Genomic DNA, 21,295 nt, shown 5'->3' with positions numbered 1-21,295 from the left:
GCGTCGTGTCTTGAAGCGTCGGGTCTGCGTGCGTTGAAGCTTCTGGCGGCGAAGGCGGGTGAGACATGGGCGGCTCTCCTCGAGCGGGTTGCGGGCGCGTCACGCGCTGACCGGCGTGTCCAGCCAGCGGCGGTAGCGCTCGGCCAGCGCCTCGCGGCGCAGCCGACCGTTGGCCGTGGCCAGGCCGTTGTCCGGCGTGAAGGGGGCGCCACGCTGCCAGCACGCTACGCGGGCGTAGTCGGGCAGGCGCTGATTGGCGCGAGCCACGGCTTCTTCGAGCTGCTGGTCGTTGACCCATTCGCCGCGCGGTACCAGCAGTGCGCGGTTGCTCGGCTGCGCTTCGCCGCTGACCCAGGCCTGGGCGATCGCCGGTTCTGCGGTGAGCTCGGCCTCGACCCAGGCGGGGTCGACGTTGCGCCCGTAAGCGGTGATGAAGACCTGTCGCCGGCGCCCCTTGAGCACCAGCGCCTCGCCCTCCCAGGCGCCGAGATCCCCGGTGGGCCAGCGCGTCGGGCGCGGGGCGTCGTCACCCAGATAGCCGAGCATCAGACTGCCCTCGACCATCACCTCGCCATCCTCGGCGAGAGTGATCCGGGCATGCGGCAGCGGGCGGCCGACGCTACCCGAGCGCACCTCGCCGGGGCGGTTGAGCGTCACCACCGAGGCGCACTCGGAGAGCCCGTAGCCTTCGAAGACCGGCCAGCCGGCCTCGGCCGCACGTGCCAGCAGTGCCGGGGAGACCGTGGCCCCGCCCACCGCGAAGAAGCGCCCGAAGCCAAGCGGCGCCTCGCCCTGCTGCATCAGCAGCGCGCTGAGCAGCTGCGGCACCAGGATCAGGCTGTCCGGGGCCTCGGTGCGGATCACACGCCACGCCTGGGTGCTGTCGAAACCGCTGGCGCCGCGCCAGCCGAGTTCGCCCAGCCCCGGCAGAGTGACGCTGCCGCCCAGCCACAGCGGCGCGTAGAGGCCGCCGATGTTTTCCAGCAGCGTGGCCAGCGGCAGCATCGCCAGATGCCGCCTCACGCCCACGCCGCGGGCCACCTCGGCCAGGCTGTCCGCCACCGTCAGCTGGGTATCGCTATCGAGGCAGACCCCCTTGGGCGTGCCGCTGGTGCCGGAGGTGAAGGTGATCTTGTGCGTCCCCGCTGGCAGCCTCGGTGGCGCTGCCACCTCGCGCTGCCACAGCAGCGGGTCGTCGCTGGCGGTAAAGCCCAGCCCTTCGGCGACCGCGGCGGGGCCGATCAGGGTGTCGATCCCGGCCTGCGCGACCACGTGGGCCAGCTGGGCCGGCGAGAAGAACATCGGCAGCGGCACGTTGACCGCCTCGCTCTGCATCAGCGCCAGGTCCCACAGTGCCCAATCGAGGCCGTTGTCGAGCATCAGCGCCACGCGGCGTCCACCCATTGCGGCCAGCTGCTGGCAGCGCCGGGCGATCTCGCCGGGCAGCTCGGCGTAGGTCAGCGTCACGCCGTTGGCGCTGAGGGCGACCTGCGCCGGCTGGCTCACGGCAAGCGCGCCGAGATGGTCGAGAAAGCGTTCACGCATGGGGGTCGACCTTGTGATGGCAGCTCTGGGCTGTCACGGTGAGTGGGGTAGGGCTATCGGGAGAGGTGAGCTCGCGGCTGGGATCTAGCCGCCGCCACGCCTTGATCAGATCGCCGCCCATGACCCACGGGCGATGCAGGTAGTAGTTGCCCCAGCGCTCGCGCTCGTCGGCGTCGAGATACGCAGGGTCGGCGTCACCCAACCGGCGCACGTCGAGCCCCAGCCGGCGGAAGCCGTTGCGCACCGCGGCGGTGGCGGTAAAGGTGAGCCAGCCGCAGCCCTCGGCCACTAGCGACTCGATCAAGTGGCGGATCAACGGCACTGCCAGGCCCGGGCGCAGCGTCGCCAGGTTGGCGATTTCGGCCAGCGCGTGGCGCGCGACCGGCGCGTTAAGCTCGCGCGCCAGCAAGCACTCGACCGGTTCGCTCAGATAGCGCTCCAGGTAGAGCGGGGCGTCGCCGGCCAGGCGCACGCCGACGGCGGCCTGCAACTGGTCGGCTTCCCACAGCCCATAGAGGCGCGGCGCGAACTGGCTCAGCTCGGCGCCGTGCTGACGCCGATAGGTCGTGGCAATGAAGTCTTCGAGCTGGGCGCGCTCCGATGCCTTTTGGCATTCGCGCCAGTGCAGCGTGGCGGTGGGAAAGGTCAGCGGTAAACCGGGCATGGGGTCTTCCCTCGTGGTCGGTCTCCTGCCCCCTTCAGGGTCTGAAGGAGAGGATGTCGAGGGTAGGGTGACGTGGGTGGGCTTAACGAAGTCTTACGTATATTAAGTTTTCTTCATGCCCGTCGCGCGGGCTGGCCGACGCGGGCCGAAAATCGCCTCGTCTATACTGTGGCCAGCCCGGCGTTGCGACGCCGGCATGATTCAAGGAAGAGAGACAACGACCGGGGAGTCCTTATGGCCAGACTTGGCAAGCAAGGTGTATTCATCGTATCCGCGGTGCTGATTGCCGCGATCGTGGCCATCGGTGCCATCTTTCCTAACCGCTTCGGCGAACTCGCCAACACGGCGCTCGGTGCGACCACGCACTATTTCGGCTGGTTCTATCTGATTTCGGTGTTCGGTTTCGTGACCTTCCTGGTGGTACTGGCCTTCAGCAAGTACGGCAAGATCCGGCTCGGGCCCCAGGACAGCAAGCCGACCTACGGCTTCTTCTCCTGGGTGAGCATGCTGCTGGCCGCCGGCTTCGGCGTGGGGCTGGTGTTCTACGGCATGGCCGAACCCATGACCCACTATCTCAACCCGCCGTTCGGCGACGTCCAGGGGGCACGCCCGAAGCGGCGCGCTACGCCATCCAGTACAGCTTCTTCAACTGGGGCATTCACCAGTGGGCGGCGTTCTCGGTGGTTGGGCTGATCATCGCCTACTACCAGTTCCGCAAGGGTCAGGCGGGCATGGTCTCCAACGTGCTCTCCTCGGTCACCGCCAAGCGCCCCAAGCTGCGCCGGCTGGGGCCGGTGCTCGACATCTTCGCGGTGGTCGCCACGGTGATGGGGGTAGCCACCTCGATCGGCCTGGCGGTGCTGCAGATCAACGGCGGCCTGCATTCGGTGTTCGGGGTCGAGGAGAACATGACCTGGCAGTTCATCATCATGGGGGCGATGTTCGTCTGCTACATGATCTCGGCCACCTCGGGGCTGGACAAGGGGATCAAGAATCTCTCCAACCTCAATCTGATCATCTGCTTCGCACTGATGTTCTACATCCTGTTCACCGGGCCCACGGTCAAGATTCTGGAGACCATCACCCTGGGCATCGGCGACTACCTGCAGAACTTCATCGGCATGAGCCTGCGCATGTCGCCCTACAACGGCAGCGACTGGGCCGCTGGCTGGACCATCTTCTACTGGGCCTGGGTGATCGCCTGGTCGCCGTTCGTGGGGACCTTCGTGGCACGTATCTCGCGCGGGCGCACGATCAAGCAGTACGTGTTCGGCGTGCTGATCGTGCCGCCGCTGCTGGCGTGCCTGTGGATCGGGGTGTTCGGCGGTGCGGCGATCCAGATGGAGCTGCACAGCGACGCAGGTCTTGCCCAGGCCACCGCGGATAACATCACCTCGGCGCTGTTCCGCATGTTCGATCTGATGCCGTTCTCCAACGTGCTGTCGGTGGTGGCGCTGTGTCTGATCTTCATCTTCCTGGTGACCTCGGCCGACTCGGCGACCTACATTGTGTCGCAGATGACCGATAACGGCTCGCTCAACCCGCCGCTGCTCAAGCGCGTGATCTGGGGTGTGCTGATCGCCGCGATCTGTCTGACTCTGCTCTCCGCCGGCGGCGAGAGCGGCCTCAAGGGGTTGCAGTCGGCAGCGGTGCTCTCGGCGCTGCCCTTCACCTTCATCCTCTACGGCATGATCTCGGTGATGATCAAGGAGCTCCGGGCCGACCGCAAGGCGATGCTCACCGCGCTCTACCGCCGCCACAGCGAGACCCCGGTGGGGGCGGATGCGTTCGAGGCGGAAGAGCTGGCCGACGAGGACCGCTACCGCCGCGCCCCGGACGTCAAGAACCGCCGTATCAACCCGCGCTGAAGCGCCCCGCCCGCCATTGGAGGCGGGCGGCGTACGCTATCGGGCCCCGCTTCGGCGGGGCCCTTGCGTATCCGGGCCGGCAGGGCGAGGCCTGTTCAGGCGGGGAAATGGCTGGGCGGGGGAGAGCGGTGAGGGAGAGCTGTGAAAAAGAGCGGTGAGATAGGGCGGTGAGAAGAAGCGCGGTGAAAAGAAGCGCGTTGGCACGCGGCAAGCGCGCGTGGCAGTGGAGAAAAATCCCGGTGCGGCCTAATGTAACGAGAGTCACGGCCGTTAACTTTTATCACCCACCCTTAACCGATTGCCCACCGCCCATGCCGAACCGATCCCCCCGCCGTGCCCCTCAGGGCGCCACCCGGCGAGCCGCGCCGATGGCGCTGTCGCGCTTCGACCGCTGGCTCAATCGGTTGGTCAGCGTGAGCGTGTCGGTGGCACTGGTGGTCGGCGCCGTGGCTCTGCTGTTGACGCTGCTGGTGCGCTGACGGGCGCCGTCATGTCGCTCGCCGTCAGCGGCGCATGGCCTGCAGCCGCTGCATCGATGCCACCAGATCGTTGAAACGCTCGCCCTGAATCTGCACGTGATCGCGGATCGCCTGCTCGGCGCCCGCGGCGTCGCCGGCTTCCAGCGCGGCGATGATCGCCTGATGCTCGGCGTAGCTGCTCTGCATGCGCTGGCGCACGTGCAGCTGCAGACGCCGGTAGGGCTTGAGAATGGCGTGCAGCCGTGTCGCCTCCTGGGTCAGGAAGGCGTTGTGGCCGGCGGCGTAGATCAGATGGTGGAATACGCCATTCTCGTAGTAGTAGCCATCGACGTCGCCCGCTTCGAGGCAGGCATGGCACGCGCGATGTGCCTCACGCAGGCCTTGCAGCTCTTCGGGGGTGGCACGCCGCGCCGCCAGGCGTGCGCACATCCCCTCCAGTTCCGCCATCACCTCGAAGCGTTCGACCAGTTCGGTCACCCCAAGCTGGGCCACGAAGGTGCCGCGCTTGGGCAGCACCTTGACCATGCCCGAGGCGGCCAGCTGCTGCAGCGCCTCGCGGATCGGCGTGCGCGAGCAGGCGTAGTCGCGCGCCAGCGCCTCGGGGTCGAGGCGGTCACCGGGGGCGTAGTGTCCCTCGACGATCGCGTCCTCGAGTAGATCGCGCAATCGCTGGGCCTGGGGGACGCTGGCCATGCTCGACATTCTCCTCTGCTTTTCCGCTTGTGTGATCCCGCCAGAATTTACCGTCTTTTCAGACTTTTAGGGCTCGCCTGGTAGCGGAGCTGTGCCGCCATCTTAGACTTTTTCCCATGTTGACAGTGAAGTCGGGAGTCGTGACTGTTGTATATAACAGAACGGTGACTTGTATGTTAACACCTGCGTCCGTGCGATCTCGTCAGGCTTTTCTGACAGTCAGACCTGAGCAGTCAGACCTGAACCGTCAGATCCGAGCAGTCGGGTCTGAAAAGTCAGCGAGCGCACCCATTCCATACCCGAGAGGGCCGGCATGAACGTCAACATGAATTTTCTGCAGGAACTCCTGTCGAGCATCGGCCGCCGCACTCGCGGTCAGGCCGCGCACGCCGACAAGCGCGACACCCCAAGCAGCCTCGCGCGCCTGACCTCGGTGTGCGAGACGCTGATGCTGCCCGGCGGGGAGGCGTCGCAGATCCTGATCGCCCAGGAGGCGCTGGAGCGCTATGCCTCTCTCGATGACGCCGGGCGCCTGGCCTTCTTCCAACTGCTCGCCGAGCACTACGCCGCCGAGCCCGCGCAAATCCACGCCGCCTATGCGGCTTATCAGGCGGCCGAGGACAACGCCAGCCTGGCGCAGCTGTTCGCAGTGTGTGAACCGCGTCGCCAGCACCTGCTGCGGCGGCTCAATCTCTGCCCCGGTGGCACCTACGAGCTGGTGAAGATGCGCGCCGATCTGCTCGGTCTGCTCAAGGCCCACCCGGAACTGGCGCCGCTGGATGCGGATTTCGCGCATCTGTTCGCTTCCTGGTTCAACCGCGGCTTCCTGATGCTGGAGAGCATCGACTGGAACACCTCGGCGGCGGTGCTCGAAAAGCTGATCCGCTACGAGGCGGTACACGCGATTCGCGACTGGGGCGATCTGCGCCGGCGGCTCGACCCCGACGACCGCCACTGCTACGCCTTCTTTCACCCGGCCACCGGCGACGAGCCGCTGATCTTCGTCGAGGTGGCGCTGTGCCGCGGCATTCCCAACAACATCCAGACCATCCTCGAGAGCGGCGACGAGGTGCCGCCGCAGGAGGCGGATACCGCCGCCTTCTACAGCATCAGCAACTGCCAGGCCGGGCTCAAGGGCATCTCCTTCGGCAATTTCCTGATCAAGCAGGTGGTGCAGGAGCTCAAGCGCGAGCTGCCCAATCTGGAGAACTTCGTCACCCTATCGCCGGTACCGGGCTTCGCCGCCTGGCTGCAGCAGGCCCGCGACCAGGGCGAACTCGACCTCAACGACGGGCTCGCCGCCGAGCTCGACGCCGGGCACTGGCGCGAGCCGGGCAAGGCGCGTGACAAGCTCGCCCCCGACGTGCGCGCGCTGGCCGCCCACTACCTGATCGACGTCAAGCGCGGCGACAGCGGTATGCCGCTCGATCCGGTGGCGCGCTTCCATCTCGGCAACGGCGCCAGCCTGCATCGCCTCAACTGGCCGGGTGACGTGTCGGAGAAGGGGCTCAAGCAGTCCCACGCGCTGATGGTCAACTACCTCTATGAGCTCGAGCGGATCGAACAGAACCACGAAGCGTTCAGCCGCGAGGGTAGCGTGATATGCACCCAGGAGATCCGGCGCGATGCCAAGCAGGCGCGCAGTCGTCTGCTCGCCGCGCCCAAGAACGATGTCAAGGTAAATGCCAAGGGCGATGCCAAGAGCAGCCCCAAGGCCGGTGCCAAAGGCGATCCCAAGGCCAAGGCATGAGGTCCGGCGTGCGGACACCGGGCGCGAGTGTCATCGGGTGTGGCCCGGCGAACGAAGGCCCGACGAACGATCGCCCGGCGAACGATCGCCCGACGAAAGATGGCCCGAAAAAAGATAGTACCTGGCTTGCAGGCGAATCGCCGCGGCGGCCAGCAGCAGTCCAGTCATGAATCGTAAGAGTGATATGAATCGCAAGCGTGATATGAATCGCAGGAGAGTGGCATGAATCAAAACCTTTACCTTCAGTTCTTCGACAACTTCTCGCGCCAGCCGGAGAAGGTGCTGATCGACACCGCCGAGGGGGCGAGCTATCGCTACCGCGACGTGCTCGATACCTCGCGGCGTCTGGCGCGGGTACTGCGCGAGCGCGGCGTGACCCCTGGCGAGCGGGTGGTGGTGCAGGTCGACAAGAGCCCGCAGACGGTGATGCTCTATCTCGCCTGTCTGCAGGTCGGCGCCGTCTATTTGCCGCTCAATACCGCCTACACCGAGGCCGAGATCGAGTACTTCCTCGGCGATGCCGAACCGCGACTCTACGTGTGCCGCCCCGAGGACCGCGACAGCGCCGAGCGGCTCGCCGAGCGCTGCGGCGATGTTTATCAGACACCGACCGCGGTCGAGACCCTGGGGGCGGCGGCCGACGGTTCGCTGATGGCGCTTGCCGAGGCGGCCGAAGCGGACACGGAGATCGCCGAGCTGGGCGGTGACGATCTGGCGGCGATTCTCTACACCTCCGGCACCACCGGGCGCTCCAAGGGCGCGATGCTGACCCACGCCAACCTCGCCGCCAACAGCCAGGCGCTGGCCGAGACCTGGCACTTCGGCAGCGATGACCATCTGCTCCACGCGCTGCCGATCTTCCATACCCACGGGCTGTTCGTGGCGTGCAACATCATTCTCACCGTCGGCGCTTCGATGACCTTCCTGCCCAAGCTCGATCCGGAGCAGCTGATCACGCTGATGCCGCGGGCGACCGTGCTGATGGGGGTGCCGACCTTCTATACCCGCCTGCTCGCCAGTCCGCGTCTCGACCGCGAGGCGGTGCGCAACATGCGCCTGTTCGTCTCCGGCTCGGCGCCGCTGCTTGCCGAGACCCATCGCGACTTCTTCGAACGCACCGGCCACGCCATTCTCGAGCGCTATGGCATGACCGAGACCAACATGAACACCTCCAACCCCTACGACGGTGAGCGCCGCCCCGGCACGGTCGGCTTCGCGCTGCCCGGCAGTGAGGTGCGCATCACCGATCGCGACAGCGGCAAAGTGCTGGCGGCGGGCGAGACCGGGCTGGTGGAAGTGCGCGGCCCCAACGTGTTCAAGGGGTACTGGCGCATGCCCGAGAAGACCGCCGCCGAGTTCCGCGAGGATGGCTTCTTCATCACCGGCGATCTGGGGGTGATCGACAGCGACGGCTATCTGTCGATCGTCGGCCGCGACAAGGATCTGGTGATCTCCGGCGGCTACAACGTCTATCCCAAGGAGATCGAGCAGTGGATCGACGAGCTGCCGGAGGTGGTCGAGTCGGCGGTGATCGGCGTCAACCACCCGGACCTGGGCGAGGGCGTCACCGCCGCGGTGGTGCTCAAGCCGGGTGCTGTGCTCGACGAGGCCCAGGTGCTCGCCTCGCTCAGCGACAAGGTGGCGCGCTACAAGCAGCCCAAACGGGTGTTCTTCATCGACAGCCTGCCGCGCAACGTGATGGGCAAGGTGCAGAAGAACGCGCTGCGTGAGCGCTACGCCGACATCTACCAGACACCGGTCACGGCGTCGCGCTGAGGTCGACGCCAGTCAGCGCCAGTTCCTGCCATAACAAGCGCCGGTGATCAGGGGCTCGCCGGCGCCACAACAACGCCCCGGAGGTGAATGACGATGGTGATCTACGGTGTTGCGCTACTCGCCGGCTGCATGCTGGTGGGGCTGATCATCGGCGATGTGCTGGGCCAACTGCTCGGCATCAGCGCCAACCTGGGCGGCGTGGGTATCGCCATGCTGCTGCTGATCTTCGTGACCGGCTATCTCAAGGACCGCGGCAAGCTGCCGGAAGCGACCGAGAGCGGCATCAATTTCTGGAACGCGATGTACATCCCGATCGTGGTCGCCATGGCGGCGAGCCAGAACGTGGCCGCGGCCTTCAGCGGTGGCATGGTGGCGATCGTCGCCGGGGTGCTGGCGGTGGCGCTGGGGCTGGCGCTGGTGCCGGTGCTCACCGGCAAGAAAGGAGAGGATGCGCAACCGCTGGACCCGCCCGCCAGCGCCGCCATGCCGCCCTCCCGGGCGCCCGCTTCCGATCGTTCCGCACGTTAACAACAACAGGGGAAAGCCCGCATGAACGACTCCATCGTGTCGCTGGTCGACAAGTACCATCTGATCGCGGCCTTCGCCGTGGTCGGCCTGACCATGTACGTGGCCTACTGGCTCAGCCGCCATCTCACCGCCGGGCGCCTGCACGGTTCGGCCATCGCGATCATCATCGGCCTGGTGCTGGCCTACGTGGGGGGCGTCTCCACCGGCGGCAGCAAGGGGCTATCCGATGTCACCCTGTTCTCGGGGCTGGGCCTGATGGGCGGCGGCATGCTGCGCGATCTGGCGATCATCGCCACCGCCTACGGCGTGCGCTTCCAGGAGATCAAGAAGGCCGGGCTGCGTGGAGTGATCGCACTGTTTCTCGGCGTGCTGGTGTCGTTCGTGGCCGGCGCGGTGGTCGCGGTCGGCTTCGGCTATACCGACCCGGTGGACATCACCACCATCGCCGCCGGTGCGGTGACCTATATCGTCGGCCCGGTGACCGGTGCCACCCTCGGGGCGAGTTCCGAGGTGATCGCGCTGTCGATCGCAGCCGGTCTGGTCAAGTCGATCCTGACCATGATCGCGACTCCGGCCACGGCGCGCCTGATCGGGCTCGACAATCCGCGCTCGGCGATGATCTTCGGGGGGCTGATCGGCACCACCAGCGGGGTGGCGGCAGGGCTCGCCGCCACCGATGCGCGGCTGGTGCCGTACGGTGCGATGACCGCGACCTTCTACACTGGCCTGGGTATCCTGCTGGCGCCGACGGTGCTGTTCCTGGCCGTACGCGCATTTTTCTGATGCTGCTGTGAGTCTCAGTGCTGGCCGCGTACCAGTGCGAACTGGGCCGGCTGGCACTGCGGCAGACCTTCGGTTTCCGGACGCGAGTACCAGTAGCCCTGCTGGCGAGTGATACCGCGCCGGTAGAGCCAGCGCGCCTCCTCAAGGGTCTCCACGCCTTCCGCCACCAATGCGATATCGAGCTTTTCCGCCAGGGTCACGATCTGCTCGATCAGGATCTGCTGGCGCGGGGCGGCATCGACGCCATCCACCAGACGGCGGTCGATCTTGAGCAGGTCGGGCGTGATATCCACCAGCAGGTCGAGGTTGGCGTGGCCACTGCCGAAATCATCCAGGGCGACGGTCATGCCCATGTCGCGGTAGGCGCTGACGATGTTCTGCAGATGGCGCCGATCCCTGACCTTTTCGGTCTCGATGATCTCGAAGCAGAGCCGGTCCACCGGCCAGCCGAGCCGCTCGGCGGTGATCAGCGTGGCCTGGATGCAGGCCTCGGGCTCGTAGACGGCGTTGGGCAGGAAATTGATCGAGAGCAGGCCCTGGTGGCCGAGTCGATGGGCCAGCTCCAGCGCCTTGACCCGGCACGCCTGATCGAAGCGGTAGAGGTTATCGTCGTCGACCCGGCTGAGCACGCTAGCCGCGGAGCCGCCGTCGCTGCCGCGTACCAGTGCCTCGTAGCCGTAGATTTCGCCACGTTCGAGGTCGACGAGCGGCTGGAAGGCCATGGTGAAGTCGAACGGCAGCGGCGCGTCACAGCGCCGGCATACCGATTCGTGTCTCGCGCATCCCGGCATTGTGGTCCTCCCTGACGCGACAATCTGGGTAATCGAGCTGGGCAATCGAATTGATGGCGCGGTTGGGCAGCGCGACGCAGCGCCCTGAAAGCCTCATGCGCCCAGATTAGAAGAGATTGGTGCCCAGGAATAGTGAAGAGTGGTCGCAATGTCCTCGTCGTGGCGTCAAGGCCCCGGGGGGCTTTGTGGAACTTGGCTTCGGCGGGCGAGCGTGAAGCCGGCCTGGGTCGCCAGCCGGTGCAAATGGCGATAGCCCAGGCGGGCGTAGGCGAGAGGCGGGGCGACCGCTGGGTCCTGCTCTGCCTCGACCACCAGCCAGCCGTGATAGCCCGCCTGGCGCAGGTGTTCGAGGGTGGGCAGGAAAGCGACATCGCCATCCCCGGGGACGGTGAACAGTCCGTCGAGTACGCCGGCCAGAAAACTGCGGTCGCGGTTGCGCAGGTCGTCGAGTATCGGTTGGCGCACGTCCTTGCAGTGCACGTGATGGATGCGCTTGGCGTAGCGCCTGGCGATCGTCAGCGGATCGCCGCCTGCGGCATGCAGATGGCCCAGGTCGAGTAGCAACCCCACCGAGTCGCGTGTGGCGTCCATCAGACGCTCGATCTCTGCCTGGCTCTCGATCAGTGTGCCCAGATGATGGTGATAGACCAGCTGTATGCCGTGGCTGGCCAGGTAGTCGCCCACGCGTTCGAGCCCCTGGCACAGTCGTTGCCACTCGTCATCATCGAGCCGGGGGCGCTGCGACAGCGGGCAGGTGATATCACCATGCACGCAGCGCGTGACTTCGCAGTAGACCATTACCTTGGCACCGCCCGCCTCGAGCAGCGCCAGATGCGACTGCAATGCCTCTATCTCGGCCTCTGGTCCGCGTTCGAGCAGGCGGCTGGAGTACCAGCCTGATACCAGAGAGAGGTCATGGGCGCCGAGTGCTGCATTGAGCGCGGGTGCCTCGCGGGGAAATTTCTGGCCCAGTTCGAAGCCGGTGAAACCCGCCTCACGGCCTTCGCTAAGGCAGGTCTCGAGCGGGGTGTCGCCGCCCAGGCTGGGCAGATCGTCGTTGGTCCAGGTCAGCGGGTTGATGCCCAGGCGTACGGCCATCATCTCTCTCCTCTCTCTCGGCTTTGGCTCGGTCCTGGCGACAGGTCGCAGGGGCGGGCCGCATCGGTGCGGATCAGCGGTTCTGCCACTGGCGCGTCTTGTGGTTTTCGTAGCGGCGGCGGGCTGCGCCCACGGCCTCACGCTCGGAGACCTCGGCGACGGCGACATCCCACCAGGCGCCGCCGGCTTCGGTGGTCGCCAGCGGGTCGGTGTCGAGGGCGATCACGTAGCTGGTGGTCGATGCCTTGGCACGCGCCAGCGCCGCTTCCAGCTCGGCGATGCCGGTCACCGTTTCACTGCGCGCGCCGAGTGCGGCGGCGTGCGCGGCGAAGTCCACCTTGGGCGCGCCGTCACCGGCGTCGCGGCAGTCGGCGAGCAGGTTGTTGAAGCCGGGCCCGCCGCAGGCCTGCTGCAGGCGGTGGATACAGCCGAAGCCGCGGTTGTCGAGCACCACCGCGACGATCTTCAGCCCCAGTGCCACCGAGGTCGCGATCTCGGAATTGAGCATCAGATAGGCGCCATCGCCGACCATCACGAACACTTCCGAGCTCGGGCTGGCCAGCTTGACCCCGACACCGCCGGCGAGCTCGTAGCCCATGCAGGAGTAGCCGTACTCGAGGTGGTAGCCCCGTGGATGGCGCGTGCGCCACAGTTTGTGCAGCTCCCCCGGCAGGCCACCGGCGGCGCACACCACGATATCGCGCTCGCCGGCGGCGCGGTTGACTGCACCGATCACCTCGGCGTCGCTGGGCAGCGGACCGGCGCGGTCGCGGGTGGCGTGATCGACGCAGCGCCGCCACTCGTCGCGTAGGGTGGCGCTACGCTTCGTCCAGGCCGTTTCGGGCTGCCAGTCACCCAGCTCTGCCGCGAGCGCCTGCAGGCTCAGCCGAGCATCGCCGACCAGCGGCTGGGCACGGTGCTTGATCGCGTCGAAGGCGGCCACATTGAGCGAGAGCAGGCGCGCTTGCGACGAGAGCAGGGCGCGTGAGCCGGAGGTGAAGTCGCCGAGCCGGGTCCCCACGGCGATCACCAGATCGGCATCCGCCGCCAGGGCGTTGGCCGCGGCGGCGCCGGTGACGCCGATACTGCCCATGTTGCAGGGGTGGTCCCAGGGTAGTGCGCCCTTGCCCGCCTGGGTCTCGCCCACCGGCAGCCGATGACGCTCGACCAGCGTGGCCAGCGCCTCACGCGCCTGGGCGTAGTGCACGCCGCCGCCAGCGATCACCAGCGGACGCCGGGCCTGGCGGACGAGGTCGAGCGCGGCTTCCAGCTCCACGGTGTCGGGGCCCTGGCGGCGTAGACGATGCACCTGCGGTGTGAACAGACGCTCGGGGAAGTCATAGGCCATGGTCTGCACGTCCTGGGGCAGCGCCAGTGTGACCGGTCCGCAGTCGGCGGGGTCGGTGAGCACGCGCAGCGCCTGCGGCAGGGCGGTGAGCAGCTGTTCGGGGCGGGTGATGCGATCGAAGAAGCGGCTGACCGGCCGGAAGCAGTCGTTGCTGGTCACGCCGAGATCCTGAAAGTCCTCCACCTGCTGTAGCACTGGGTCCGGCAGGCGGGTAGCGAAGGTATCGCCGGGCAGGAACAGTACCGGCAGGCGATTGACGTGGGCCAGCGCGCAGGCGGTGACCATGTTGGTCGAGCCGGGGCCTGCGGAGGCGGTGCAGACCATCATCCGGCGGCGCTCCAGCGTCTTGGCATAGGCGATGGCGGCATGCGCCATCGCCTGCTCGTTATGGGCACGATAGGTGGGTAGCCGGTCGCGGGCGTGATAGAGCGCCTCACCCAGCCCCGCCACGTTACCGTGGCCGAAGATCGCCCAGCAGCCGGCGAACAGGGGTAGTCTTTCGCCATCGACATCGACCTGCTGGACGCTCAGGTAGCGAACCACGGCCTGGGCCATGGTCAATCTCACGCTATCGCTCATGGGGTAGCCTCCGCGGGGGTGAGCGGGGCGCGCAGCGTGCGCCACGCCTGGATCAGCTCGGCATAGTTGGTCGCCACCTGGGCGATTAGCTCGGCATCGTCGATATGACCGGCGAGCCAGGCCCGGCTGGCGCGAGCGAACAGCGTGCGCCCCACGGTGAAGCCCTTGCACCAGCGGTGGCTGGCCGCTACCGCGAAGCCGGCCTTCATGGTCTCCATGGGGGCATCGAGGCCGAGCAGCACCACGCCCCGGCAGTGCGGGTCCTGGATCTCGATGACCGCGCCCACGGCTTGCCAGGCGGCCTCCGACATCGGCGGCAGCTTCCACCAGTCGGGACGAATGCCCAGGTGATAGAGGCGTGTCAGGCTGCGCGCCAGGGTGGCGTCGTCGTCAGGAAGATCGTCGGGAGGGATGATCTCGATCAGCAGCTCGAGGTCGACATCACAGGCCGCCCGGTAGAGCTGCTGCAGCCGCGCCTCCTGATCGAGACGCAGCGCGGGGGGATCGTCAGGGTGGTAGAACACCAGACACTTGATGATATGTTCGCGTGGCCAGTGGCGCAGGCAGCTACCCAGGTCGTCGCCGTGCTGGAAGCGCAGCGGGCGCGACCCGGGTAGCTCCACGGGGCGCCCGATCCACCACTGTCGGCCACTCGCGTCGTTGAGCGCGTCCTGACCCTGCACGTCGTCGACCAGAATCGCCGGCGTATCGAGTCCGGCGCGCTCGGCACCGCTGGCGGCGGCGGCCACCAACAGGCGTTTGAGCTGCGGCAGACGAGCCGGGTCGGCCTGGGTCTCGCGCGCCATCTCGCTGAGCTGGCGGCGATGGTCGAAGGCCAGGCCGCACACCTGCGGCCAGGCGCGCGGGGTGCGCGTGGTGACGCGATGCAGATGGTTGAGCCGGGGATCGAGATCGGGGCGCTTGACGGTTTCGCGCCGATCCAGGTAATCGAACAGCTCTTCCGCGGTCGGCATCGCCGGGGCACAGCCGTGGCGCGAGACCACCAGGGCGCCGCAGGCATTGGCGTAGGTGGCGCTGGTCTGCCAGTTCTCGCCCCATAGCCAGCCGCGCAGCAGCCCACTCATGAAGGCGTCGCCGGCGCCAAGCACATTGAGCACCTCGACCTTGACGCCTTCGACGAGGATGCCGTCCTCGATGCACGCGGGAATCTCACCCTCGAATATCACGCAGCCAAGGGCGCCGAGCTTGCACACCAGGGTGGCGTCACTCACCTCGCGTACCGTGCGCAGGGCGGTGAGGGTGTCGGTGCTCCCCCCGGCGATATGGAATTCTTCCTCGGTACCGACGATCAGGTCGAAGTCGGCAAGCCAGGCCTGGAGGTCGTGCGTCACGGTCTCGTCGGCGATAAAGCGGGTCTCCCCGTCACCGGGTTGGGTGAGTCCCCACAGCACCGGACGGTAGTCGATGTCCAGGACCCGCTTGACGTCATGCTCGGCGGCCGCATCCAGCGCCTTGCGGCAGGCGCGCTGGGTGGCGGCAGTAGAGAGATGGGTGCCGGTGATCGCTAGCGCCCGGGCGCTGGCGATGTAAGCCGGGTCGATGGCGTCGGCATCGATGGCCATGTCGGCGCAGTCACGGCGGTAGAACAGCAGCGGGAAGCTATCGCGATCCTTGAGCGCCAGCAGCACCAGGCCGGTATGGCGCTCGGAGTCGGTCTGCAGAGCGCTGACGTCGACCCCGGCCCGGCTCAGCTCCTCGCGCACGAACCGGCCCATCTGCTCGTCACCGACGCGTGACAGCATCGCCGAGCGCAGGCCGAGGCGGGCGCTGCCGTAGGCGACGTTGCCGGAGCTGCCGCCGAGATAGCGGGCGAAGCGCGAGACGTCCTCGAGTCGGCTGCCGAGCTGTTCCGAGTAGAGATCCACCGCGACCCGGCCGAGGCAGATGAGATCGAGCGGGCGTTCAGGGTTGAGGGCATGAGGCATGGCGTGTCTCCACGTCGTGGTTCGTCGGTTGGCATCGCGGTGACGAGAGGGCTGGGCGATCAAGCATCGAGATCGACCCAGCCGCGCGTCTGGTGCGAGCGTTCGATGGCGTCGATCAGATGATTGATACGCCAGGCATGGCCGAAGTCGGGATAGAGCTCGCGCTGACCACACAGGCCCTCGACCAGGTCGCGTACCTCGATGATCTTCTGGTCGTTGTAGCCCAGGCCGTGGCCGGGAGCGGGGCTGAAGGCGGCATAGTCGGGATGCTCGGGCCCCATCAGCAGGGTGGTGAAGCCGCGTCTGCCGGCGGGGCCCGCCTGGCGATAGAGCTGGAGTTCATTCATGCGTTCCTGATCGAAGACGATGGCGCCGCGGCTGCCGGTCAGGGTGTAGGAGAGCCCCAGCTTGCGTCCGCTGGCGATGCGGGAGGTCTCCAGGTTGCCGATCAAACCGTTAGAGAAGCGCAAGAGCGCCTGCGCCTGGTCGTCGTTCTCCACCGTGCCCAGGCCGCTGCCCTGCGCCAGGGGCCGCTGACGGATCAGCGTCTGCAGGTCGCCGCAGAGGGCGGTGATCGTCTGGCCGCAGAGGTACTCGGCCAGGTTGAGAATGTGCGAGCCGAGATCGCCGAGAGCGCCACTGCCTGCCATATCGCGGCGGGTGCGCCAGCTATGTGGCGTGGCGGGGTCGGCCAGGTAGTCCTCGTTGTGGCGGCCGCGGAAGTGCACCAGCTCGCCGATCTCGCCACTGACGACGATCTCGCGCGCCAGTCGAGTGGCCGGATTGCGCAGGTAGTTGAAGCCGACCAGCGTCTTCACTCCGGCGCGCGCGGCGGCGTCGCGCAGGCGTTCGGCGCTAGCTGCACTCAGCGCCAGCGGCTTCTCCACGTAAACGTGCTTGCCGTGGGCGATGGCAGCCAGCGCCATGGGCTCGTGCAGCGCGTTGGGCGCACAGATATCGACCACGTCGATGTCCGGATCGGCGACCAGCGCCTGCCAGTTGCCGGTGGCTCGTGCGAAACCCAGCGCCGCGGCCTGGTGTGTCGCGAGCGTGGCATCGGCCTCCGCCAGCAGCGCGCAGACCGGCCGTGCCGGCAGTGCGAACACGCGCGGCGCGGCGTGGTAGGCAATGGCGTGGGCCTTGCCCATGTAGCCGCTGCCGATCAGACCGACATTGAGGGTGGCTGTCATCTGCGTATCTCCGGGATGAGCCAGCGCAGCGGGCGCCGACGCCGTTCAGGCAGCGGGCGAAGCGGCGCTGCGCTGAAACTCGGCCAGTTCCGCATCCAGGCTTTCCAGCTCGGCGCCGCCGGCCATCATGTCGAGCACTTCTTCGCGGCTGATCTCCGACTTGCGGAAGTAACCCAGGCTGCTGCCGCGCTTGAGCAGGGTGAAAGCATCCGCTACCGGGTAGGCGTGGTGGACGTTATGGGTGATGAAGATCACCGCCAGACCGTTCTGGCGTGCCTTGGCGATATAGCGCAGCACGACCGATGCCTGCTTCACGCCCAGCGCCGAGGTGGGCTCGTCGAGGATCAGCACCTTGGCCCCGAAGTAGACCGCCCGCGCGATCGCCACGCACTGACGCTCGCCGCCGGAGAGCGTGCCCACGGGCTGACTGGGATCGCGCACGTCGATGCCGATCTTGGCCATTTCGGCCATGGCGATACGGTCGGCGCGTTTCCAGTCGACCCGCTTGAATGGCCCCACACCCGTGGTCGGCTCACGCCCCATGAAGAAGTTACGCGTGATCGACATCAGCGGGATCATCGCCAGATCCTGAAACACCGTGGCGATGCCGCTGTCGAGAGCGTAGGCAGGGGACTTGAAGCGAACCGGTTGGCCGGCGACGCGGATCTCGCCGCTGGTCGGGCGGTGCACGCCGGAGAGGGTCTTGATCAGGGTCGACTTGCCGGCGCCGTTGTCGCCCAGCAGGCACATCACCTCACCGGCATGCACGTGCAGAGAGACCTCTTTCAAGGCGATCACGTTGCCGAAGTGCTTGCTGACCTGGCGCATCTCGATCATCGGAGTCGAATGGCTCATTAGCGGGCCTCCATCATCTTCTTGCGCACGAAGTTGTTGAACAGCACCGCGATCAGCAGCATCGCGCCGAGGAAGACCTTGAACCAGTCGGTGTTGACGCCGGTGTAGAAGATGCCCATCTGCACCATGCCGAAGATCAGCGCGCCGAGCGCGGCGCCCACCGCCGAGCCGTAGCCACCGGTGAGCAGCGCGCCGCCGATGACGACCGCGATGATCGCCTCCAGCTCTTTGAGCATGCCGCGTATGGTGTCGGCGGACCCGGTGTCCATCACCTGCAGGCTGGCGAAGACCGCAGCCGAGAGCGCGGTGAACATGAACAGCGAGATCTTCACCCGGCGTACCGGGACGCCCGAGTTGCGCGCCGCATTGGCATCGCCACCAGCGGCGAAGATCCAGTTGCCGTAAGGGGTGAACAGCAGTATCCAGGTGGCGATCGCGGTCAGGCCCAGCCACCACACGATCGAGACCGGTATGCCGGTCACTACCGGGTTGCCGGCGAAATTGGTGGCGATCCAGCCGTGCGCGGCCATCCACGCGAACAGCCCTGTTGCCACCTCGCCGGAGAACAGTGGGGCGAGCCAGTCGTGGGCGATATGAGGCTCCAGACCACCGATCTGTGTGCGCCCGGTGAGCAGCCGGCAGCCGCCGATGGCGAGCCCGCGCAGAATGAACAGAAAGGCCAGGGTGACGATGAAGGAGGGCAGGCCAGTGCGGTTGACCAGATAGCCGTTGCACCAGCCCACCAGCATGGCGCAGGCGAAGGCCAGCAGCAGCGACGCCCACAGCGGCCAGCCGTACTCCACCACCGGAACCGCGATGATGATGCCGGCCAAGCCGATCATCGAACCGATCGACAGATCGAACTCTCCGCCGATCATCAGCAGGGCCGCTGCGGTGGCGAGAATGCCGAGCTGCGCCGAGACCTCCAGAAAGTTCATGATGCCGGCGGGCGAGAACATGCCGGTACCGCTGGCGGCGACCAGGAAGAACGCCAGTACCAGTAGCGCGCCGGCCATGGCGCCCAGCTCCGGGCGGCGCATGATTCTCTTCCAGGTCGCCTGCTTGTTCAGGCGTTCGTCTTCGCCCACGGCGGGGACTGCGGTGGTCGCTGTCATGACGATGATCTCCTGAGAGTCGAAGGCGGGAGCAAAATTCTGGCGTCAGCGGATGCCGCGCCGGCTCAACTCCATCACCCGGGCGGCGTTCTCCTTGGTGACGAAGCCGGGGCCGGTTGCCACGTCATCCGCCGGCAGCAGGCCGTGTTCGACGTACTGGTCGAGGAAGACCACCGGCAGATAGCCCTGCAGGTACTGCTGCTGGTCGATGGCGAAATCCAGCGCACCCTGCTGCAGCGCGAGCAGGATGGCGGGGGAGAGATCGAAGGTGGCCAGGGTCAGCTTGCCGGTGGCGCCCTCGTCGCGCATGGCCTGGATCAGCGGCCCGGCGGTGATCGCGCCCAGTGTCAGCACGCCCTGGATATCTCGGTGCTGGTTGAGATAGGCGACGATGGCGTTACGGATTTCGGTCGGGTCGTAGGAGGTGGCGAGCTGCTCGGCGTTGCCGTCGAAGCCATCGATGAAGCCGTCGCAGCGCTGATCGAGGCCCTGGTTGCCCTGCTCGTGATTGACGCACAGCCCTTTCTTGACCCCCATCTTGCGCATGCGCTCGGCGGCCGCCTTGCCCGCGGCGTACTCGCTCTGGCCGACATGGAGCAGAGCGCCGTACTTGGTCGCGGCGTCACCGCCGGAGTTGATGGTGATCACCGGAATACCGCGATCGGTGGCGTTCTGCACCACCTTGCCCAGGGCGCTTTCATCGGTGAACGAGAGGATCAGACCGTCCGGGTCGGAGGCGATGGCCGCCTCGGCCAGTTGCTGCATCTTGGCCATGTCGAAGGTAGAGGGGGCGCGGTACTCCAGGGTATCGCCCAGCGTTTGGGCAGCAGCGTCGGCGCCGTTCTTGACCACGGTCCAGAACGGGTCGGAAGGTACGCCATGGGTGACCATGACGAAGCGGTGGCCCTCGGCATGTGCCAGCCCGCCGACGAGCAGGCCCAGAGCGGTGACGAGTGTGGCGGCAAGGCGCTTGCCGCCGGCCGGTGGGAAATCGAAGCGGTTACGGCGTCGCATGATGAATCCTCTTGGCGTATGTCACGTTGTCATTGTCTGACGCCGAGTCGCGATAGAGGCTGGCGTCGAGTCGCGGTCGAGAGGTACGGCTGCTGTTCCGGTCGAACCGTGACATGGAATATAAATTCCATTTTTTGAAAATTTCAAACTTATCGTTCTATACTTTGGTATGTGTGGAATTTTCATTCCATCGCTCTTAGGCTCGTCGCATCGACAGTCGGTCACGTGGATCGCCGCGTCGGCTGCCCATTCAGTAAAGGTTCGTTGCATGCCCATCGAGGATTTCGCGGCGCTGGAGCGCCAGATCACCGAGGTCTACGCCTCCCTCAGTCGCCGCCTACAGCAGACGGCGCGCTTTTTGCTCGATAACCCTCGCGAGGTGGCTTTTGCCACCGTGGCCAAGCTGGCCGAACAGGCCGGCGTCACCCCTTCGACGCTGATTCGCTTCGCCAACAGTTTCGGTTTCACGGGATTCTCGGAGATGCAGGAGCTGTTTCGCGCCCGCCTGGTCAACGAGCTGCCCAATTACGCCGAGCGTATCCGTGCGGTGCGCGTGGCCACCGGTGAAACGCCGGATAGCACGCAACTGCTGTGGGAGTTTGCCGAGGCCAATCGGCAGGTGCTGGAGGCACTGCCAGGGCGTATCGATCCGGCCGATCTGGAGCGCGCGCTGGATCTACTCGAAGGCGCCGAGATCGTGCATGCGCTGGGGGCTCGGCGCAGTTTCGTGGTAGCCAGCTATCTCACCTATGCGCTGCACCACATCGACAAGCGCGCGGCGCTGATCGATGGCCTGGGTGGCATGCACGGCGAGCAGATCAAGTCGATCGGGGCGCGGGATGCGCTGCTGGTGGTGAGCTTTTCACCCTATGCCGAAGAGAGCCGGCGCGCCGCCGATGACGCCAGCGAGCGCGGCATCCCGCTGGTGGTGATCACCGATTCCAGCCTCAGTCCGTTGGCGCGGGTCGCCGACGTGGCGCTGGTGGTGCAGGAGGCCGAGGTCAAGAGCTTTCGCGGTCTGAGCGCCTCGCTGTGCCTGGCCCAGACCCTGGCCATTGCGCTGGGCATGCGTCAGGCCCGCGAACGCGACCCCGCCGATCCGACGCTTCCGCCGCCAGACTCAGGGCGGCCGACGGCTGAGCACTGACGCACTTCCGCGGCGAGCGGGTCGAGTTGATCCCGATACGAGTCGCCCGTTCGACGACAGCCTTCGAGGGGCTCGTTTCCAGACTCGTTCGAAGGACTCGTTCGAGACACGCATTCGAGGAACGGA

At 66.7% G+C, this 21,295-nt stretch carries 16 protein-coding genes and 1 pseudogene; 6 read left to right on the top strand and 11 right to left on the bottom strand.

The features are described 5' to 3' along the window. Positions 1-99: 99 nt before the first annotated feature. Both QO259_RS12970 and QO259_RS12965 read right to left on the bottom strand, forming a co-directional pair. A complete protein-coding gene (locus QO259_RS12970) occupies positions 100-1,545 on the bottom strand; it encodes an AMP-binding protein (protein ID WP_285950267.1) in 1,446 nt (481 codons plus the stop codon). Next, entirely contained in the window at positions 1,538-2,209 is a 672-nt protein-coding gene (locus QO259_RS12965; protein WP_285950266.1) for a thermostable hemolysin, read from the bottom strand. The genes QO259_RS12970 and QO259_RS12965 overlap by 8 nt, the downstream gene beginning before the upstream one ends. 234 nt (positions 2,210-2,443) lie before the next feature. Between QO259_RS12965 and QO259_RS12960 the strand changes: the two are divergent. Then, a pseudogene (locus QO259_RS12960) lies at positions 2,444-4,077 on the top strand (BCCT family transporter). Positions 4,078-4,580: 503 nt separating this feature from the next. Here QO259_RS12960 and QO259_RS12955 read toward each other — a convergent pair. Next, a complete protein-coding gene (locus QO259_RS12955; RefSeq protein WP_207032220.1) occupies positions 4,581-5,249 on the bottom strand; it encodes a GntR family transcriptional regulator in 669 nt (222 codons plus the stop codon). 325 nt (positions 5,250-5,574) lie between these two features. Between QO259_RS12955 and QO259_RS12950 the strand changes: the two genes are divergently transcribed. From QO259_RS12950 to madM, 4 genes are all read left to right on the top strand, one after another. Further along, positions 5,575-6,999, top strand: a complete 1,425-nt coding sequence (locus QO259_RS12950; protein WP_285950265.1) for a malonyl-CoA decarboxylase — start codon at positions 5,575-5,577, stop codon at positions 6,997-6,999. A gap of 222 nt (positions 7,000-7,221) precedes the next feature. Beyond that, on the top strand, positions 7,222-8,775 hold the full coding sequence (locus QO259_RS12945; RefSeq protein ID WP_285950264.1) for a malonate--CoA ligase: 1,554 nt from the start codon (positions 7,222-7,224) through the stop codon (positions 8,773-8,775). Positions 8,776-8,862: 87 nt separating this feature from the next. After that, the gene (gene madL / locus QO259_RS12940; protein WP_233076523.1) at positions 8,863-9,303 is read left to right on the top strand and encodes a malonate transporter subunit MadL; all 441 of its coding nucleotides are present in this window, start codon (positions 8,863-8,865) and stop codon (positions 9,301-9,303) included. Positions 9,304-9,324: 21 nt separating this feature from the next. Next, a complete protein-coding gene (gene madM / locus QO259_RS12935; protein WP_207032216.1) occupies positions 9,325-10,086 on the top strand; it encodes a malonate transporter subunit MadM in 762 nt (253 codons plus the stop codon). Between the two features lie 14 nt (positions 10,087-10,100). Here madM and QO259_RS12930 read toward each other — a convergent pair whose 3' ends face one another. The 8 genes from QO259_RS12930 to QO259_RS12895 form a co-directional block, all read right to left on the bottom strand. Next, positions 10,101-10,877: an EAL domain-containing protein gene (locus QO259_RS12930; protein WP_285950263.1), complete on the bottom strand. Its 777-nt coding sequence runs from the start codon at positions 10,875-10,877 to the stop codon at positions 10,101-10,103. Between the two features lie 165 nt (positions 10,878-11,042). Then, a complete protein-coding gene (iolE, locus tag QO259_RS12925) occupies positions 11,043-11,978 on the bottom strand; it encodes a myo-inosose-2 dehydratase (protein ID WP_285950262.1) in 936 nt (311 codons plus the stop codon). A 70-nt stretch (positions 11,979-12,048) separates the two neighbouring features. Next, the gene (iolD, locus tag QO259_RS12920; protein ID WP_285950261.1) at positions 12,049-13,902 is read right to left on the bottom strand and encodes a 3D-(3,5/4)-trihydroxycyclohexane-1,2-dione acylhydrolase (decyclizing); all 1,854 of its coding nucleotides are present in this window, start codon (positions 13,900-13,902) and stop codon (positions 12,049-12,051) included. Further along, entirely contained in the window at positions 13,899-15,848 is a 1,950-nt protein-coding gene (locus tag QO259_RS12915) for a bifunctional 5-dehydro-2-deoxygluconokinase/5-dehydro-2-deoxyphosphogluconate aldolase (protein WP_285950260.1), read from the bottom strand. The genes iolD and QO259_RS12915 overlap by 4 nt, the downstream gene beginning before the upstream one ends. A gap of 59 nt (positions 15,849-15,907) precedes the next feature. After that, entirely contained in the window at positions 15,908-17,038 is a 1,131-nt protein-coding gene (locus tag QO259_RS12910) for a Gfo/Idh/MocA family protein (RefSeq protein WP_285950259.1), read from the bottom strand. 45 nt (positions 17,039-17,083) lie between these two features. Then, on the bottom strand, positions 17,084-17,893 hold the full coding sequence (locus tag QO259_RS12905) for an ATP-binding cassette domain-containing protein (RefSeq protein WP_285950258.1): 810 nt from the start codon (positions 17,891-17,893) through the stop codon (positions 17,084-17,086). Next, entirely contained in the window at positions 17,893-19,008 is a 1,116-nt protein-coding gene (locus QO259_RS12900) for an ABC transporter permease (RefSeq protein WP_285950257.1), read from the bottom strand. Before QO259_RS12900 ends, QO259_RS12905 begins: the two co-directional genes overlap by 1 nt. Positions 19,009-19,053: 45 nt before the next feature. Next, positions 19,054-20,022: a sugar ABC transporter substrate-binding protein gene (locus QO259_RS12895; protein WP_285950256.1), complete on the bottom strand. Its 969-nt coding sequence runs from the start codon at positions 20,020-20,022 to the stop codon at positions 19,054-19,056. A gap of 268 nt (positions 20,023-20,290) precedes the next feature. On the opposite strand from QO259_RS12895, the gene QO259_RS12890 reads away from it, so the two are divergent. Continuing rightward, positions 20,291-21,169 carry a MurR/RpiR family transcriptional regulator gene (locus QO259_RS12890; RefSeq protein ID WP_285950255.1) on the top strand — a complete coding sequence of 293 codons (879 nt, stop codon included), beginning with the start codon at positions 20,291-20,293 and terminating at the stop codon, positions 21,167-21,169. Positions 21,170-21,295: the final 126 nt, after the last annotated feature.

It is taken from the genome of Salinicola sp. JS01 (assembly GCF_030284585.1).
Lineage (GTDB): Bacteria > Pseudomonadota > Gammaproteobacteria > Pseudomonadales > Halomonadaceae > Salinicola.
The sequence above is the reverse complement of the archived record's forward strand: the minus strand, read 5'-3'. Positions and strand labels throughout refer to the sequence as shown.

Excerpts from the sequence above, each read along its gene's own strand:
- QO259_RS12970 (WP_285950267.1), bottom strand. The coding sequence starts at position 1,545 with ATGCGTGAACGCTTTCTCGACCATCTCGGCGCGCTTGCCGTGAGCCAG.
- QO259_RS12890 (WP_285950255.1), top strand. The coding sequence starts at position 20,291 with ATGCCCATCGAGGATTTCGCGGCGCTGGAGCGCCAGATCACCGAGGTC.
- QO259_RS12905 (WP_285950258.1), bottom strand. The coding sequence starts at position 17,893 with ATGAGCCATTCGACTCCGATGATCGAGATGCGCCAGGTCAGCAAGCAC.
- QO259_RS12910 (WP_285950259.1), bottom strand. The coding sequence starts at position 17,038 with ATGACAGCCACCCTCAATGTCGGTCTGATCGGCAGCGGCTACATGGGC.
- QO259_RS12965 (WP_285950266.1), bottom strand. The coding sequence starts at position 2,209 with ATGCCCGGTTTACCGCTGACCTTTCCCACCGCCACGCTGCACTGGCGC.
- QO259_RS12945 (WP_285950264.1), top strand. The coding sequence starts at position 7,222 with ATGAATCAAAACCTTTACCTTCAGTTCTTCGACAACTTCTCGCGCCAG.
- iolD (WP_285950261.1), bottom strand. The coding sequence starts at position 13,902 with ATGAGCGATAGCGTGAGATTGACCATGGCCCAGGCCGTGGTTCGCTAC.
- QO259_RS12955 (WP_207032220.1), bottom strand. The coding sequence starts at position 5,249 with ATGGCCAGCGTCCCCCAGGCCCAGCGATTGCGCGATCTACTCGAGGAC.
- QO259_RS12950 (WP_285950265.1), top strand. The coding sequence starts at position 5,575 with ATGAATTTTCTGCAGGAACTCCTGTCGAGCATCGGCCGCCGCACTCGC.
- madM (WP_207032216.1), top strand. The coding sequence starts at position 9,325 with ATGAACGACTCCATCGTGTCGCTGGTCGACAAGTACCATCTGATCGCG.
- madL (WP_233076523.1), top strand. The coding sequence starts at position 8,863 with ATGACGATGGTGATCTACGGTGTTGCGCTACTCGCCGGCTGCATGCTG.
- QO259_RS12900 (WP_285950257.1), bottom strand. The coding sequence starts at position 19,008 with ATGACAGCGACCACCGCAGTCCCCGCCGTGGGCGAAGACGAACGCCTG.
- iolE (WP_285950262.1), bottom strand. The coding sequence starts at position 11,978 with ATGATGGCCGTACGCCTGGGCATCAACCCGCTGACCTGGACCAACGAC.
- QO259_RS12895 (WP_285950256.1), bottom strand. The coding sequence starts at position 20,022 with ATGCGACGCCGTAACCGCTTCGATTTCCCACCGGCCGGCGGCAAGCGC.
- QO259_RS12930 (WP_285950263.1), bottom strand. The coding sequence starts at position 10,877 with ATGCCGGGATGCGCGAGACACGAATCGGTATGCCGGCGCTGTGACGCG.
- QO259_RS12915 (WP_285950260.1), bottom strand. The coding sequence starts at position 15,848 with ATGCCTCATGCCCTCAACCCTGAACGCCCGCTCGATCTCATCTGCCTC.